At 62.8% G+C, this 15,046-nt stretch carries 21 protein-coding genes; 14 read left to right on the top strand and 7 right to left on the bottom strand.

What is annotated here, in order from left to right; translation table 11 throughout:
* The first annotated feature begins 64 nt into the window (after positions 1-64).
* Positions 65-733 carry a GNAT family N-acetyltransferase gene (locus tag AC1D06_RS14615; protein ID WP_477986766.1) on the top strand — a complete coding sequence of 223 codons (669 nt, stop codon included), beginning with the start codon at positions 65-67 and terminating at the stop codon, positions 731-733.
* Between the two features lie 142 nt (positions 734-875).
* Here the strand turns inward: AC1D06_RS14615 and AC1D06_RS14610 are convergent, their stop codons facing one another.
* Positions 876-1,421: a DUF6428 family protein gene (locus AC1D06_RS14610; protein WP_477986765.1), complete on the bottom strand. Its 546-nt coding sequence runs from the start codon at positions 1,419-1,421 to the stop codon at positions 876-878.
* A gap of 42 nt (positions 1,422-1,463) precedes the next feature.
* Between AC1D06_RS14610 and AC1D06_RS14605 the strand changes: the two genes are divergently transcribed.
* The 6 genes from AC1D06_RS14605 to AC1D06_RS14580 all read left to right on the top strand — a co-directional run bounded on the left by AC1D06_RS14605 (position 1,464) and on the right by AC1D06_RS14580 (position 5,079).
* Positions 1,464-1,820 (top strand): ArsR/SmtB family transcription factor, encoded by a 357-nt coding sequence (locus AC1D06_RS14605; RefSeq protein WP_477986764.1) that lies wholly within the window; start codon positions 1,464-1,466, stop codon positions 1,818-1,820.
* A gap of 77 nt (positions 1,821-1,897) precedes the next feature.
* On the top strand, positions 1,898-2,338 hold the full coding sequence (gene arsN2 / locus AC1D06_RS14600) for an arsenic resistance N-acetyltransferase ArsN2 (protein WP_477986763.1): 441 nt from the start codon (positions 1,898-1,900) through the stop codon (positions 2,336-2,338).
* A complete protein-coding gene (locus tag AC1D06_RS14595) occupies positions 2,335-3,036 on the top strand; it encodes an aquaporin (RefSeq protein ID WP_477986762.1) in 702 nt (233 codons plus the stop codon). Before arsN2 ends, AC1D06_RS14595 begins: the two co-directional genes overlap by 4 nt.
* On the top strand, positions 3,033-3,464 hold the full coding sequence (gene arsC, locus AC1D06_RS14590) for an arsenate reductase (glutaredoxin) (RefSeq protein WP_477986761.1): 432 nt from the start codon (positions 3,033-3,035) through the stop codon (positions 3,462-3,464). Before AC1D06_RS14595 ends, arsC begins: the two co-directional genes overlap by 4 nt.
* Before the next feature lie 3 nt (positions 3,465-3,467).
* Complete coding sequence (gene arsK / locus AC1D06_RS14585) at positions 3,468-4,682, top strand: arsenite efflux MFS transporter ArsK (protein WP_477986760.1); 1,215 nt, start codon at positions 3,468-3,470, stop codon at positions 4,680-4,682.
* A gap of 259 nt (positions 4,683-4,941) precedes the next feature.
* Positions 4,942-5,079, top strand: a complete 138-nt coding sequence (locus AC1D06_RS14580) for a hypothetical protein (RefSeq protein ID WP_477986759.1) — start codon at positions 4,942-4,944, stop codon at positions 5,077-5,079.
* Between the two features lie 50 nt (positions 5,080-5,129).
* Here the strand turns inward: AC1D06_RS14580 and AC1D06_RS14575 are convergent, their stop codons facing one another.
* The gene (locus AC1D06_RS14575) at positions 5,130-5,771 is read right to left on the bottom strand and encodes a dihydrofolate reductase family protein (protein ID WP_477986758.1); all 642 of its coding nucleotides are present in this window, start codon (positions 5,769-5,771) and stop codon (positions 5,130-5,132) included.
* Between the two features lie 146 nt (positions 5,772-5,917).
* Here AC1D06_RS14575 and AC1D06_RS14570 point away from each other — a divergent pair, with 146 nt between their 5' ends.
* Both AC1D06_RS14570 and AC1D06_RS14565 read left to right on the top strand, forming a co-directional pair.
* Positions 5,918-6,274, top strand: a complete 357-nt coding sequence (locus AC1D06_RS14570) for an ArsR/SmtB family transcription factor (protein WP_477986757.1) — start codon at positions 5,918-5,920, stop codon at positions 6,272-6,274.
* Positions 6,258-6,734: an SRPBCC family protein gene (locus AC1D06_RS14565; RefSeq protein ID WP_477986756.1), complete on the top strand. Its 477-nt coding sequence runs from the start codon at positions 6,258-6,260 to the stop codon at positions 6,732-6,734. Before AC1D06_RS14570 ends, AC1D06_RS14565 begins: the two co-directional genes overlap by 17 nt.
* A 93-nt stretch (positions 6,735-6,827) precedes the next feature.
* Here the strand turns inward: AC1D06_RS14565 and AC1D06_RS14560 are convergent, their stop codons facing one another.
* Together AC1D06_RS14560 and AC1D06_RS14555 are read right to left on the bottom strand one after the other, a co-directional pair.
* Positions 6,828-7,373 carry an isochorismatase family protein gene (locus AC1D06_RS14560; RefSeq protein ID WP_477986754.1) on the bottom strand — a complete coding sequence of 182 codons (546 nt, stop codon included), beginning with the start codon at positions 7,371-7,373 and terminating at the stop codon, positions 6,828-6,830.
* A gap of 229 nt (positions 7,374-7,602) precedes the next feature.
* Positions 7,603-7,839: a hypothetical protein gene (locus AC1D06_RS14555; protein WP_477986814.1), complete on the bottom strand. Its 237-nt coding sequence runs from the start codon at positions 7,837-7,839 to the stop codon at positions 7,603-7,605.
* Positions 7,840-8,118: 279 nt separating this feature from the next.
* Between AC1D06_RS14555 and AC1D06_RS14550 the strand changes: the two genes are divergently transcribed.
* Positions 8,119-8,688, top strand: coding sequence for a pyridoxamine 5'-phosphate oxidase family protein (locus tag AC1D06_RS14550; RefSeq protein WP_477986753.1), 570 nt, complete (start codon positions 8,119-8,121; stop codon positions 8,686-8,688).
* A 6-nt stretch (positions 8,689-8,694) separates the two neighbouring features.
* Here the strand turns inward: AC1D06_RS14550 and gcvA are convergent, their stop codons facing one another.
* On the bottom strand, positions 8,695-9,573 hold the full coding sequence (gene gcvA / locus AC1D06_RS14545; RefSeq protein WP_477986752.1) for a transcriptional regulator GcvA: 879 nt from the start codon (positions 9,571-9,573) through the stop codon (positions 8,695-8,697).
* Between the two features lie 126 nt (positions 9,574-9,699).
* On the opposite strand from gcvA, the gene AC1D06_RS14540 reads away from it, so the two are divergent.
* Entirely contained in the window at positions 9,700-10,404 is a 705-nt protein-coding gene (locus AC1D06_RS14540) for an SDR family oxidoreductase (RefSeq protein WP_477986751.1), read from the top strand.
* Between the two features lie 240 nt (positions 10,405-10,644).
* Here the strand turns inward: AC1D06_RS14540 and AC1D06_RS14535 are convergent, their stop codons facing one another.
* On the bottom strand, positions 10,645-11,583 hold the full coding sequence (locus AC1D06_RS14535) for a phytanoyl-CoA dioxygenase family protein (protein ID WP_477986750.1): 939 nt from the start codon (positions 11,581-11,583) through the stop codon (positions 10,645-10,647).
* Between the two features lie 127 nt (positions 11,584-11,710).
* On the opposite strand from AC1D06_RS14535, the gene AC1D06_RS14530 reads away from it, so the two are divergent.
* Complete coding sequence (locus tag AC1D06_RS14530; RefSeq protein ID WP_477986749.1) at positions 11,711-12,568, top strand: helix-turn-helix domain-containing protein; 858 nt, start codon at positions 11,711-11,713, stop codon at positions 12,566-12,568.
* A 91-nt stretch (positions 12,569-12,659) separates the two neighbouring features.
* On the opposite strand, the gene AC1D06_RS14525 is transcribed toward AC1D06_RS14530, so the two are convergent.
* A complete protein-coding gene (locus AC1D06_RS14525) occupies positions 12,660-13,253 on the bottom strand; it encodes a TetR/AcrR family transcriptional regulator (protein ID WP_477986748.1) in 594 nt (197 codons plus the stop codon).
* A 156-nt stretch (positions 13,254-13,409) separates the two neighbouring features.
* Between AC1D06_RS14525 and AC1D06_RS14520 the strand changes: the two genes are divergently transcribed.
* A complete protein-coding gene (locus AC1D06_RS14520) occupies positions 13,410-13,808 on the top strand; it encodes a RidA family protein (RefSeq protein ID WP_477986747.1) in 399 nt (132 codons plus the stop codon).
* Between the two features lie 191 nt (positions 13,809-13,999).
* A complete protein-coding gene (gene gap, locus AC1D06_RS14515) occupies positions 14,000-15,034 on the top strand; it encodes a type I glyceraldehyde-3-phosphate dehydrogenase (protein ID WP_477986746.1) in 1,035 nt (344 codons plus the stop codon).
* Positions 15,035-15,046: the final 12 nt, after the last annotated feature.

The raw sequence follows: 15,046 nt of genomic DNA, 5'->3' as shown, positions 1-15,046 counted from the left end.
GCCTCATATGCAGATGCGCAAATCTGCTTGCGATGATTTCTATCTGCATGAGGTGAACAGCAATATGGATCTTTCGACCTGGACAGGCGTGGCAAAGCCGTCGCGAAAACCCCTGGAAGGGCGTTACGCGCGCCTGGAGCCCTTGAATCCGGCGCAACACGGCGAGCAATTGCTGCGATCGGCAAAGGCGCCCGGCGCGGATGATCGTTTTCGCTATCTGTTCGAATCGACGCCATCCAGCGACCGGGATTTTTACGACTGGCTCGAGAAAGCGTCTTCTGCGGATGATCCGATGTTCTTTGCCGTCATCGACAAGAGAACCAACACCGCCGAGGGTCGTCAGGCCTTGATGCGGATCGATGCCACCCATGGCGTGATCGAGATCGGCAACATTTTGTGGGGTCCGGCGATAGCGAGAAGCACCGTCTGCACCGAGGCGCTCTTCCTCTTCGCCCAATATGTGTTCGACGACCTTGGCTATCGCCGCTTCGAATGGAAATGCAACAACCTGAACGAACCCTCCAAGAAGGCGGCGATCCGGTTTGGATTCCGCTTCGAGGGCGTGTTTCGCAACCACATGGTGGCCAAGGGACAAAATCGCGACACGGCATGGTTCGCGATGACCAGCGAGGATTGGCCGGAGATCCGGCAGGAATATCTGCGCTGGCTCGCTCCGGAGAATTTCGACGGTGAAGGATGCCAGAAGACGAGACTGTCAATCCCTGGTGCTTAGCGCGGAGAGCGGATGCGACGATCGCGCGCGGACCGTCGGTCGGCGGCAGGATGGAGCAAGACCCGGGAATGGGGACGGTGCTGCGTGCGACCACGCCGGCCATGGTGGACCATGCACATCCTGGCGCCAACAGCAGGCACTCTCAGCCGCAGCACCTCGCTCCCGCCACCGATGGCCCGCAGCAGGCCGATGCCTGCTGAGCCGTCTCGGCCAGCCAGCGGTCGCGCGGCTTGCAGCTCGCCGGCCGCGCATCGAGGGCCACGTGCAGGACGCCGTCGCTGAGGGTGGGCGAAGCCGCCTTGTGCAGCTGCATCGGTGCCACGCCGTCGCTGACCTCGAAGGTCAGCCTGGCGGAACCGTCGAGTGCAACATGCTCCGATACCTTGCGGACGATCGACGCGAACTTTTTCGCGGCCATATGGCTGCGGCCCCCCTCGTCTATGTCCCAGAGCTGCACGAAAATCTCCGACCACGCTTCCGGATTGGCACCGCAGTCGAGTGCCGAGAACTGCCCGGCCTTGACCTCGGTGATGTGGTAGCCCGGCCTGATGTCGCTGCCGTCATAGGAGAAGACCAGCGGGGCATCGGGATTGGCGTCCAGCGCCGCGAGCAGGAGGCCGAGATCGATGCCGTCAGGCGCCGATTGGCTGCCGTCAGGTGCCGATTGGCTATTGAGAACTGTTTCCATTTGCGCTATTCCTCATTTCGATACTTTTAGGATTGTTGAAATATGGAAGAACGTCAAGCCCTCTTGTCATTCGGCGCATTGTCGCAGGAAACGAGGCTCAGGATTGTCCGGGCGCTGGTGATCGCCGGGCCGGATGGAATGGCAGCGGGGTCAATCGCAGAAAAAGTCGGTGTCTCCGCCACCAATGTCTCGTTCCACCTCAAGGAGCTCGAACGGGCCGGTCTGGTCACGCAACAGCGGGCCTCCCGCTCGATCATATATACCGCGAGCTTCGACGCGCTCGGCGCGCTGGTCCGCTTTCTGATGGAGGACTGCTGCGCCGGCCATCCGGGGATCTGCGCGCCGGCCCGCGAAGTATCCGCCTGCTGTTCACCTGCCACGAAGGAACTGACCCCATGAACGACCGCTTCACCGGCGAGACCCAGGGGCCAGGTGCCCCGGATGGCACCAGCCGCCGAACCCCCGAGGTGGCCTGAATGGTTGCGCTCCTGCTCGAACCCATCACCGGCACCGAGCCGGATTTCCGCGCGGCCCTGGCGGCGGAAGGCCTGCCGGTCGATGACCTCGGTGAGGGCGGCCGGACCTTCTTCCGCATCGTCGACGGGCCGGAAACCGTTGGCTTCGGCGGCTTTGAACTCTATGGCGCAAACATGTTGCTGCGCTCGCTGGTCATCCATCCGGACCGGCGTCGCCACGGCGATGGGCAAGCCGCCACATCGATGTTGCTGGGCAAGGCCTATGCCGCAGGGGCACGGCAGGCTTACCTGCTGACCACGAGTGCTGCATCGTTCTTCGAGCGGCTGGGCTTCGCCCGGATCGACCGAACCGATGCGCCCGCGGCGATCCTGCAAACGCGCCAGGCGGCGGGTCTGTGCCCGTCCTCGGCCGCGCTGATGGGCCGGGAGCTGGCAGGATGAACACATTCGATCTCTCGCGCCGGCTGGGCGCGGAATTCCTCGGCACCGCCACGCTCGTTGCCACTGTGGTCGGCTCGGGCGTCATGGCCGCCAGGCTCAGCCACGACACCGCCGTCTCGCTGCTCGGCAACACCATCCCCACCGGCGCCATGCTGGTGGTCCTGATCACCCTGTTGGGGCCGATTTCGGGCGCGCATTTCAATCCCGTCGTGACGCTGGTCTTCTGCCTTCGACGCCAGCTGACGGCCGCCGATGCCGGCGCCTATATGCTGGCACAGGTCCTCGGCGGCATTGTCGGTACCTGGCTGGCGCATGCCATGTTCGAGCTGCCGCTGCTGCAGCTCTCGCTGACAGCCCGCACCGGAACGGGCCAATGGCTCGCGGAAGCAGTCGCCACTTTTGGCCTTTTGATGACCATCCTTTTGGGGCTGCGGTTCAGGGGCGAGGCCATTCCGTGGCTCGTCGGCCTCTACATCACCGCCGCCTACTGGTTCACCGCCTCGACCTCGTTCGCCAACCCGGCCGTGGCCATCGCCCGCGCCTTCTCCAACACATTCGCCGGCATTCGCCCGCTCGACCTGCCGGGCTTCATCGTCGCGGAAACCCTCGGCGCCCTGCTGGCCATGGTGGTGGCGGGCTGGCTGCTGGCCGAATCCGCCTCCCCATCCTCCCTCAAAAACCTCGAAAGCGCCCCATGAGCTTCCCCGTCACCATCTACCACAATCCCGATTGCGGCACGTCGCGCAACACGCTGGCGATCATCCGCCATGCCGGCATCGAGCCGACCGTGATTGAGTATCTGCAACGTCCGCCCTCGCGCGGAGAGCTGGCGAAGATGATCGCCGATGCCGGGCTGACGGTGCGCGAGGCGATCCGTGAAAAGGGCACGCCCTACGCCGAGCTCGGCCTCGACAACCCGGCTTTGACCGATGGCGAGCTCATGGATGCCATGCTGGCGACGCCCATTCTGATCAACCGGCCGTTCGTCGTCACGCCCCTGGGCACGCGCCTGTCGCGGCCGTCCGAGGCCGTGCTCGAGATCATCCCGGCCGAGATGCTCACCTCGGAATTCATCAAGGAGGATGGCGAGCGCGTGCTCGACGCCCAAGGCAAGCGGGTCGCCTGAGGGATGGATCGCAAGCTTCCGCTCTGGGCGCTGGCCGGGCTGGGCGCGACCCAGATCGTCGGCTACGGTACGCTCTATTATGCCTTCAGCATCCTCGCCGCCGATATGGCGCGGGATCTCGGCAAATCGAACGCATGGGTGTTCGGAGCCTTCTCTTTGGCGCTTCTGATCGGCAGCTTCCTGGCGCCGGCCGCGGGGCGCCTGGCTGACCGGTTCGGCGCCGGCCGGATGATGGCCGGCGGATCGGCCGCCGCCGCGCTGACACTCGCCTTGGCCGCCGCATCCCCAGGCCCGATCACCTTCGCGCTGTCGCTGATCGCCATGCAGGCCGTGGCGGCGACCGTGCTCTATGCCACGGCTTTCACGGCGATCGTGCAGGCCGGCGGCAGGACCGCAAGTGCCTCCATCGTCCACCTGACGCTGATCGCGGGCTTCGCCTCGACCTTGTTCTGGCCGCTGACCGCATGGCTGCACACCTTCCTCACATGGCGCGCGATATTCATGGCCTTCGCCGCCGCCAACCTTGTCATCTGTTTTCCGCTGCATCTGGCGCTCTCCCGCCTTACGATCCCGGCAGCCGCAGGAAAGCCGGAACCGGCAACGGAGGGCGAGCTGCCGCCGCCGGGCAATATGCTCCTGTTCGGCCTGATGCTTGCCGGCTTCGCCATCGAGGGCTACGCGCTTTCCGCCGTGCTGGCGCAACTGGTGCCGCTGACCCAGGCGCTGGGCCTCGGCGCGTCGGGACTCATTGTCGCGACACTCTTCGGCCCGGCGCAGGTGGCGAGCCGCCTCGTCAACCTGTTCTTCGGGCGCGGACTGTCGCAGGCATGGCTCGCGGTGATCGCGGCGTCGCTGCTGCCGATCGGCCTGGCCATTCTGCTCTGGACCTCGCCATGGTTTGCCGGGGCCGTGTTGTTTGCGGTCGCAGCCGGTCTCGGCTCCGGACTGACCAGCATTGTCGGCGGCACGCTGCCGCTGGAACTGTTCGGTCGGCGGGGTTACGGCCAGCTGATCGGATGGTCGACTTTCGCCAAGCAGGTGCCGGCGGCGGTTGCGCCGTTTGCGATGTCGGCATCGCTGTCGTCGGTCGGTGTCGTATTGTCGCTCTGGCTCGTTGCGGCCGTCGGTATGGCCGCGGTGGCGGCCTTTATGGCCATCCCCGTGGCGCTCAGGCTGTCGCAGCCTCGAGCCAGCGCATCCTATACACCGACGACCTGAACCCGCCCCAGGGGTCGATGAAATGTTTCGGCCCGACGTGAATCTCAATCCATCCGAGATCGGCTGCCCGGCCGCGCGCAACAGCCGCCCCTGCTTGATCTCGACCCGCGCCATCAGCATCGACATGCTCAGGACCGCGTGTCGTCGGCGACACCCTGTCCATCCTCGGCGTTTACGGTCTCACATATCCCGAGGGGGCGCCGCCGTTCAGCCCCTGGTCGTGACGACGCTTTTCTTCGATTACCTGCGCCGGGGGCGAATGAACGTAGCGCGCCAGACCTCGCGTACCGTCTCTCCCGTCGATGCCGTGCATGTCTACGAAACGCTGCTCGCCGGCCCGACCGGCGACATCGGCATCGTCTTCGATTGGACTGAAATCGGAGACCCGCGCATCTGAGGCACCGGTAGCTGAAACACAGCCGCCGCAGATGCGCTGTCTCCTGTGCTTTACCGCTGGAACGTCAGGTGGATCGTCCCACTCTCCGCCGTCTCCGACTTGACCGTGTGGCCAGCCTCCAGGCCGCGCAGATCGTCCCACAGGCGGATGCCGCGCCCGAGCAGGATCGGCGTGATGGCGACATGGAGGCGATCGACAAGGCCCGCCTTGAGGAAGTCGCGCACGACGGTCGGACCGCCGCCCACCCGCACATCCTTGCTGCCGGCCACGGCGACAGCGCGCTCGAGCGCATCGGCCGGCGAGGTGTCGAGGAAATGGAACGTCGTGCCGCCGGCCATGTCCAGCGAGGGCCGTGGTTTGTGGGTCAGTACGAAGACCGGGCAGCGGAATGGCGGCTCGTCGCCCCACCAGCCGCGCCAGTTCGGATCGTCGGGAAAATTGTGCAGGCCGAACATGCCGGCGCCCATGATCTCCGCGCCGATATTTTCGAAATATTCCCGGGCGTAATCATCGTCGATGCCTGTCGTGCCTGCACCGGTCGTATCCTTGAACACGCGCTCGCGGAACGTTTTGGTGGCAACATAGGCGCCGACGAGACGCGACCAATCCTCGCCGAACGGGTTTTCCGGCGTCTGGTCCGTCGTTGTCGCGAAACCGTCGAGCGAGAGTATCAGATCGACACGAACAGCCATGGCAGTCCTCCTTGTGTGTGGTTGCATAACCGCCTCGATGTCGGGCGGCCGGATAGTAAGGCAAGTACCTTCATATCTGGAGCGAAACACTAAGGCAAGTGCCTTTCTTTCCTTGACCTGCGCCAAAATGCGTTTTAATAAGTCCCATGCCTTACCATTCGACCCCGCTCGATCTTGCCTTTCATGCGCTCAGCGACCCGACCCGCCGCGCCGTGGTGTCGCGGTTGGCTGACGGCGAAGTGCCGGTCAGCGTGCTCGCCGAACCTTTCGGCATGGCGCTGCCCTCCTTCGCTCAGCATCTGAAGGTGCTGGAAGATTGCGGACTGATCGCCAGCGAAAAGCGCGGGCGCAGCCGCTGGTGCCGGCTGGTCGAGACGCGCTTCGACGAGGCGGCGGACTGGATGGAAGCGGAGCGCCGGCGCTGGACCGCGCGGCTCGATCGCCTGGAAGTCTATTTGGATAGGGCCGAGGAGGACGGTGAAGGACATGGCGAACCTGTTTGATTGGTCGCTCGATCGCGAAATCGTGCTGGTCAAGCTCTTGAACCACCCGCGCGCAAAAGTCTTTGCCGCCTGGATGGACCCACGCGCGCTGGCCGAATGGTACGGTCCGGCCGGCCTCACGATCGAGAGCCACGAGGCCGATATCCGCGAGGGCGGCATCTGGCGGTTCGACATGGTGGGCGTGTTCGAGGGCAAGGAACAGCGCTTCCCCAACCTCATGCGCTTCCTGGAAATCGTGCCGAACGAGCGGATCGTCATGGATTATGGCACGCCCGACCCTGACGACCCCCATCGCTTCCGCGCCACGGTGACCTTTGATGAACAGGCCGACGGCAAGACCGTGCTGACGCTACGCCAGCTTCACCCCAGCCGCGAACGGCGCCAGGAGGTCATCGGCTTCGGCGCGGTGGAATACGGCCTGCAGACGCTGGCCGGGCTGGAGGCATGGCTGGATCGGTAAGAGATCGGCCGAGCGTGGGCTCACTCGATGTGCCAGTGGCCTCGATCGGCCGGAAGCTGCGGTTCGTCCTATTCGCAATGCGCCATTCCGGACTCAGCGCCATTCATCGATGACGGAGGAACTGTCGACAATCTCGGCGAAATCAGACTTCAGATGCGCCATCGTGACATCGAAAATGGTGCGCGCCGACAGGTTTTCAGACGGCATGTCGAATCCCAGGACGGCGTCGCGGACGACGATCATCTTGAAGCCGAGGTCACACCCGACGCGAACGGTCGTATTGACGCAGAAGCCGGCGACCGCGCCTGTCACAATGAGCGTGTCGATGCCGCTGTCGCGGAGGTGTTTTTCCAGGTCGGTGGAGGCAAAGGGCGATGACGTCCGCTTGACGAAAATGGGTTCATCGCCAATCGCTTCCGCGCAGGGCATGACCTTTTGATCCGGTGCGCCATCGTGCATGGGCGATGCCGGATCGGGCTCGGCGTGGCGCACATGGATCACGCTTCGGCCTGTCTTGCGGGCCGCAGCAGCCAAAGCGGCAACCACCTCAGGCGCTTCACCGTTGACATGATCTCTTCCGGCATCGAGGCGATGCTGCATCAACATCTGCATATCGATAATGACAAGCGCCGCTTTCATGTTTTCCCGTGCCTCACGATGTCTGTTTGTCAGGCGCGACGCGTATCATGGGCAGGAATGACCGCATAGGGCCACCGTCGGCCGAACGCCTTCAGTTGCAATGTGTCAATTGCAGACTTCATTTACCCCTGGCTGCCGAATGCTCCGGGACGCGCTGATCGCCTCGGCGAGCATTCCCGGCGTGTTCCCTGCCGTCATGCAGCAGCCTGTTTGACGTCCGAGGAAGGCTTCAAGTAGCCGAGAATTTCACCGTCACGCCGCGCTGCCGAAAGTAGGCCTGCATCAGCTTCCGGCCGGACCGGTTGTTCTGCACGAGCCTGGCCGGGTCGAATACGGCCTCTTTCAAACCCGCTTGCGTCAACGCTGCCTTGAGAGTCGCGATATGCATATCGATGTCGGCATTGTCCGTCTGGAGCGATTCATAAATGCGGTTTGTTGCATCGGCTACGGTCGGTTCGCTCACTATGACACTCCTGTTGTTGTTCGGCTGGCGGTTAGCACATTTTTCGGCTTGACCCTATTGTGCTGAAAAATGCCCACGTCAATGGGTGACGATGGATTGGAGCATTGCGTCCGCCTTCAAAGATGCGGCACCACAAGCAGAACAGCGGGAGCCGGCCTCTTCCGGTCGAGACGCCACGGCAGCTTCGCGCCGACAGCGGACGACCCGCAAGCCACGATGCCGCGGCTCACGGACCTTGACTTCATCGACATCTCGGAACAGTGAGGGGTTATGGAGCGAGTGATGACAACAACCCTTCTTCAGCATGCCTGGTCGCAACTCGAAGCCGCAGCGCGGAGCCGCTCGCCATTCAATTTTCTGCAACTGGCGACCATCGGGCTGGACGGCGCTCCCGAGCTCCGCACGGTGGTGCTCAGAAGATGCGACGTCCGCGCCGGCACGCTGTCCTTCGTCACCGACCTGCGCTCGCCAAAAGTCGCCGAGATACGGCGCGACCCCCGGGTCTCGCTGGTGGGATTCGACGGTGCCGGCTCGACGCAACTACGCCTTTCCGGGACGGCTGCCATCGTCGAAGACGAGGCCGAGAAGCGAAGCGTTTGGGAAGCGCTGCGAAACAGGACGTTGGTCCTGTTCGACGCGCCGCTCGCGCCGGGCACTGGGCTCGATGAGCACGGCGCTCCCTTGGGCGGCAATGCGACAGCGGGCGCGTCGGCCGATCCATACGACCGTTTCGCGCTTGTTGCCGTCACGCTGAACCGTATCGAGTGGCTTGATCTCTCGGCCGAGCCACATCGCAGACATGCCTTCGTCCGCTTGTCCGAGGGCTGGCAGGGAACCCGACTCGCGCCATGAATGGCGTCACGCCGCGACACGTGACCGCATCCATTCCCGGAGCCTCTCCACCGCCTCCGATTTCCGGTACCGCGGCCACACGCAATAGAAGTCCGCGCGTGCATGCAGCGACTGATCGAACACCTGGCTCAGCCGTCCCTGCTGGATGTCGAGCGACACGAAACTCCTTGTCGCGAGCGCGATGCCCTGTCCGGCGATGGCCGCCTCGATGGCATGCGATGTGTGGCTGAAGCTGATCCCCTTGAACCACGCCTGTTCGCCGCCGCCGAGATATTTGTCGATGAATTCCGGCCAGAAGTTATGGGTGTCGTGGAGAAGCGTGTATCGGGCCAGGGCCTCCGTATTCTCCGGCTCCTGACCTTCCGGAACCAGGTGCGGGCTGCACACGGCGACGATCTCCTGCTCGAACAGCAGTTCGGCGGCGAGGCCGGGTCCGAAGGGCGGCTTGCCATACCGTATCGCCAGATCGACGCCATCCGCCTGGAAATTGGAAATGCGGTCCGTGGCGAGGATATGGAGATCGACGCCGGGATTCCGTTCGGTGAAGTCCGGCAAGCGCGGGATCAGCCATTTCGATGCGAATGTCGGGGTGGTGCTGACCGTCAGCTTGACGGGCTGGGGCTTGAGATTCGCCGTCGCGTTCGAGATCAGCTCGAATGCCCGGCTGATATCGGCGATGTAGCTCCGGCCTTCTCCGGTCAGCGCCAGCGCCTTCGGCAGACGTTCGAACAGCTTGACGCCCAGTTCCGCCTCCAGACCCCGCACATGCTGGGCGACCGCGCCCTGGGTGACGCCGAGTTCCTCGGCCGCCAGCCTGAAGCTCAGGTGACGGGCCGCGGCGTCGAAGGCCTTGAGGCCGTTCAGTGAAGGAAGGTTTCCGGTCATCGGACACTTGGCAATAGTTTTTCTACAGGCAGACGAAAGCAGAACTCATTCGACCCTCGCGCGACGGCCATGATATTTGAATGATCACAATCGATCAATCGAGACAACACCGAAGAGGAAACGACCGTGGCAGTAGAAAAAGTTGCGATCATCACGGCTGGCGGCAGCGGCATGGGCGCGGAAGCCGCCAGGCGCCTTGCGACGGATGGCTACAAGGTCGCGATCCTGTCCTCGTCGGGCAAAGGCGAGGCGCTCGCCAGGGAATTGGGCGGTATCGGCGTGACCGGGTCCAACCAGTCGAACGACGATCTCAAGCGCCTTGTCGATGCGACGGTCGAGAAATGGGGCCGCGTCGATGTCCTCGTCAACAGCGCCGGCCACGGACCGCGCGCGCCGATCATCGAGATCACCGACGAGCAGTGGCACACGGGCATGGATGTCTATCTGATGAACGTCGTCCGCCCGGTGCGCCTGGTGACGCCGATCATGCAGGCGCAGAAGTCCGGTTCGATCGTCAATATCTCGACGGCCTGGGTGTTCGAACCGACGCCGATGTTCCCGACCTCGGCGGTCTTCCGCGCCGGCCTCGCCGCCTACACCAAGGTCTATGCCGACACCTATGCGGGCGACAATATCCGCATCAACAACGTCCTGCCGGGCTGGATCGACAGCCTGCCACAGACCGACGCGCGGCGCGATAGCGTGCCGATGAAACGCTACGGCACCAGCGCCGAGGTGGCCGCCACGATCGCCTTCCTCGCGTCCGATGGCGCAAGCTACATCACCGGACAAAGCCTCAAGGTCGATGGCGGCCTGATGCGCTCCGTCTGACACAGCAGGACATTCTTCGCGCGGGTCCATGCTTGTCGGTTAAGGGTCGTCTTGCGCGCGTAAGAGAACGAGACCATGTACCGCGCCCATGCCGCACTCGCCGCGCCAAGGTCGGGGATGTCCGACCGGCTGACGGTTGACCGCCGAAACACACGCCATTGCGGAAGACTCGCTCGTCCGCAATGGGCCAATATCGGCCCGATGGATGCTGCCTCTCCGCGGACGTCTCGATCCGCCCAATCACCAGGCCTTCAGCCCAAGCAGTTTCTCGCCCAGCGGCGAAAGCTCCGCCACCCCAGCATTCTTCTTCTCCCACTCCCGCGGATCGCCCGGAAAGGCATCGCGCTGCGGATGGTCGCGTTCGCGCCATAGCCGGATGCGCTCCAACCGCTCGGCTTCATTGTCGAACTCGGCCGGATGCATGGAGATATATTGCGCCATGCGCACCCGGCTGTCGGAATGGTTCGGGCGGACGCCGTGGGCCAGCAGCGAGTTGAAGATCATCAGGTCGCCCGGCTCCATGTCGATATTGACGACGGAGAGGCCGGTCATATCCGGATGCATCGGGTCGCGGTCATCGGGCTGGGTTTTGACCCATTCGTCGAAATGCTCGAACAGATACGGCACGCATTGGAAGCCGCCGACATCGCCATCCTGTTTCTTCAGGCTCAGCACGCCCTGCACGCCGATCGGCAGCGGCCGGATCGAGGTGTCGACGTCCCAATGGATGAAGCCGTTGGGATTGCCCTTGACCTTCTTCGGCGGATTGAGGTTGGCGCGGTCGATGGTCACCCAGAGGTCTTCGCGATCCCAGATGTCGACGAAGGTGTCGTAGACGCGGCGCTCCATCCTGTTGTCCCAGAGATATTGGTGGTTATAGATTTCCAGCATCCCGGTGTTGTTGAGCTCTTTCATCTTGTGCTCGCGGCGCTGCGGCGCATACCAGGTCGAGGCGTCCTCGGGGTCCTTCTCGTCGAAGGCCCAGAGCAGGTCGACGAGCCGCTCGACATTGGCTGACGGCACCACCTGGCGGACGATGACATAGCCCTTGGTCACCCAATGCTGCCAGTCGGCCTGGGACAGCACGCGCATCGGTAATGCTTTCTGGAGGTCCTTCAATTGCGTGGCAGCTTTGGYGGTCGGATGACTGTCGCGAAGGATGGTGCGCGCGGCGTCCATGGTGCTCTCCCGTTGAGGTCTACCTGTCGGTCAGGCGATGGTGGAAGGATAGAACTTTTGCGCCGCCATTCTTGCCTTCTCCGGGATAAAACTGATACTATTCTAGCGTTTCTCGGGCCAAGTGAGCATGCTGAGACCCTATCTCGAAAAACTGCCGGTGACGCCGGATTCGTCGCTGTCGACGCTCAACCGCCGGCTCGACGCGGCGATCCCGTTCGAATGGCACCATCATCCCGAATATGAACTGACGCTGACGCTCAATTCCCGCGGCCAGCGCTTCATCGGCGACCATGTCGGCGCCTATGAGCATGGCGACCTCGTGCTCGTCGGCCCGAACCTGCCGCACACCTGGTCGTCGCGCATGAAGCTGGACGACAGCGAGCCGCATCGGGCGCTGGTTTTCTGGTTCCGCCAGGACTGGATCGATGGTTTTCTCAGCAGTGCGGTGGAATTTGCCCCGATCCAGAAACTCTTCGCCCGGGCCGCGCCAGGATTGTCCTTCGGGCCGGAGGTCGGGCGCATGCTGGCGGCGCGGTTCGAGCAAGCGTTCACACTGGAGCCAGCGGCCCGGCTGATGAGCGTGCTCGGCGTGCTTCTCGATCTTGCTGAGCGGAAGAATGCTGAGCCTCTGTCGAGTGTTGCACCGCCGGCAACGACAGACAGCCGCTCGCGCATCGACCGCGTACTGTTGCATCTGCACCAGCACTATGCCCGGCCGATACGGATGCGCGATCTCGCCGACCTCGCGGCGCTGAGCCAATCCGGCCTGCACCGGATGTTTGCCAAGCACACGAACACGACCGTTTCCGCCTATGTCACGCGGTTGCGCATCGGCGATGCCTGCGCCCGCCTGTCCGGAACCGAGCAGCCGATCACCCGGATCGCAGCGGATGTCGGCTACGACAATCTCGCCAACTTCAATCGACAGTTTCGTGCCTTGAGAGGCATGGCGCCGCGCGACTACAGGGCATCTTTCAGGACGTAGGCATGCCTCCGTGTTGGTGAAGGGTGTCGCTTCAACGCGTATGCAGCGACGCTGTAGTCTCAGTCTGGAAGTGTCACTTTGGCCTGGTGGATCACAAACGCTGTAAAAGGAAACCTGCCGCCAAGGCATGAAAAGCCTCGACAGCCTTCGGCAGCACGCTTTGCGGGTTTTCGCTCGCCGCAATCCAGAGAGCAGCATTGAGAGCCGCGCCGCTCAGCAGTCGGGCCACCGCCTCGACGTCAAGCGGTTTGAGGACGCCGTGTGCTATAAGGCGCTCCACAGTGCTCTTGGTCACCTGTAGACAACTGTTCTGGCTGGGCCACTGCGATGGGTCCCCCAATACCGCAGGTCCATCGAGCAGAACGATGCGTTGGACTTCCGGATTTAGCGCCATCTCGATATAGGCCGCACCCTCGGCCAGCAGGCCCAGCCATTCGTTACCCGCCCGCGCACCAATCTCTTTGGCACGTGCTGCCATTTCGGTGTCGATCTGCTCGACAACCGCGGCCAGGAGCCCGCTTTTGTCGCCGAAGTTGTGGTAAAGCGCGCCTCGCGTCAGACCGGCGTCAGCTGTCAGCTCGTCCATTGACGCCGCGGAATACCCTTTTTCGGCAAAAGCCTTTCGTGCAGCCGCTATCAACTTGCCGCGGTTTTCCTGCGTCGTTTCGCTGCGTGTCTTCGCCATTCAATCCTTCAAATTCACATACGGTGCGTATATGGGATTGACATACGGTACGTATGTCGAGTAATCCACATACGTACCGTATATCAACTTGAGGCGAGCTTGTGAAGCATTACTCCGCTTCTCATCGCTCGTTGCTCATGACAAAGAGAGATCAAAATGACCCAGCGCGAAGCAATCTTTCCCGCCAACAGGCACATTCTTTACGAAGAGCACGGCTATTCCGCGGCTATTAGATCTGGTGATCTGCTGTTTGTGTCCGGACAGGTTGGCAGCCGTTCCGATGGAACACCCGAGCCCGATTTCGAACGCCAAGTACGGCTGGCTTTTGAAAATCTGAACGCGACGCTGAGCGCAGGGGGGTGCACGATGGACGATATCGTCGACATCACCACTTTCCACACCGACCCTGAAAACCAGTTCGGAACGATCATGGTTGTCAAGGAAGAGATTTTCGGTAAGCCGCCCTACCCGAATTGGACTGCGCTTGGCGTAAACTGGCTCGCCGGCTTTGACTTTGAAATAAAAGTCATCGCCCGCATTCCGGCAATAAATTGAGATCGCCAAATCCTGCCGTGAGAGATCGCCATAGCCTGCCGCGCGAGCCGCCTATAAGCCAAGCTGAGGAACAGCCTTGCGAAGATGGAGTATCCTCCGCGACCAGGGATGTCTGAAAACGAGGGAATAATGTCGTTTACGCCATGACCGTAAAACCCTAAACCCCTTTCATCATCTGAAAGGGAACTCCCATGGTTTTGCGAGTGGCGATCAACGGCTATGGCCGCATTGGAAGAAACGCGCTTCGAGCCCTCTATGAGACCGGCAGGCGAGGGGAGATCGAGGTCGTGGCCGTCAACGATCTTGCCAGCGCCGAGATCAACGCCCATCTGACTGCCTTCGACACAACCCACGGCAAGTTCGGAGGCGAGGTTGCCGTGCGGGGCGATGCGCTTGTCGTCAACGGCGATGCGATCCGGGTCCTGGCGGAGCGCGATCCGTCGAAATTGCCCTGGGCCGAGATGGACATCGACATGGTCCTCGAATGCACCGGGCGGTTTGCCAGCCGCGACAGCGCGTCCGCCCATCTTGTCGCCGGCGCCAAGCGCGTGATCATCTCCGCCCCGGCAGGTTCCGATGTCGATGCGACGATCGTCCGCGGCGTGAACGATCACGTATTGCAGGCGGATCACCGCGTCATCGCAATCGGGTCGTGCACGACCAACTGCCTGGCTGTGGTCGCCAAGCCGCTGCACGAGCGGATCGGTATTGTTGCCGGAACCATGACCACGGTGCACGCCGTCACCAACGACCAGGTGCTGACCGATGTCTATCATGCCGATCCGCGTCGGGCACGGTCGGCGATGGCGTCGATCATTCCAACGAAGACCGGGGCGGCGTCGGCGATCGGGCTTGTGTTGCCGGAATTGGAAGGCCGGATGGATGGTTTCTCGATCCGGGTGCCGACGATGGATGTCTGCCTGCTGATCGTCAGCTTCACCACCGCGCGCCCGACCTCGGTGGAGGAGATCAACACCATGATGCGCGAGGCATCCGACGGGCCACTCAGGCGCATGCTCAAGATCAACGACCTGCCGCTGGTTTCGAGCGACTTCATCCACGACGATGCGTCCGCCATTTTCGACACGACCCTGACCAAGGTCATCGGCGGCTCGCATGCGACCGTCTACGCCTGGTACGACAATGAATGGGGTTTCGCCAACCGGCTGCTGGACAATGCGGTGGCGTTCGGCCGCATGCCGGCCGCCGCATTGCAGTCTGCATGAGAAGGGGCCGGA

The sequence above is a fragment of the Rhizobium sp. P2_G2 genome (assembly GCF_056403555.1).
The sequence above is the reverse complement of the archived record's forward strand: the minus strand, read 5'-3'. Positions and strand labels throughout refer to the sequence as shown.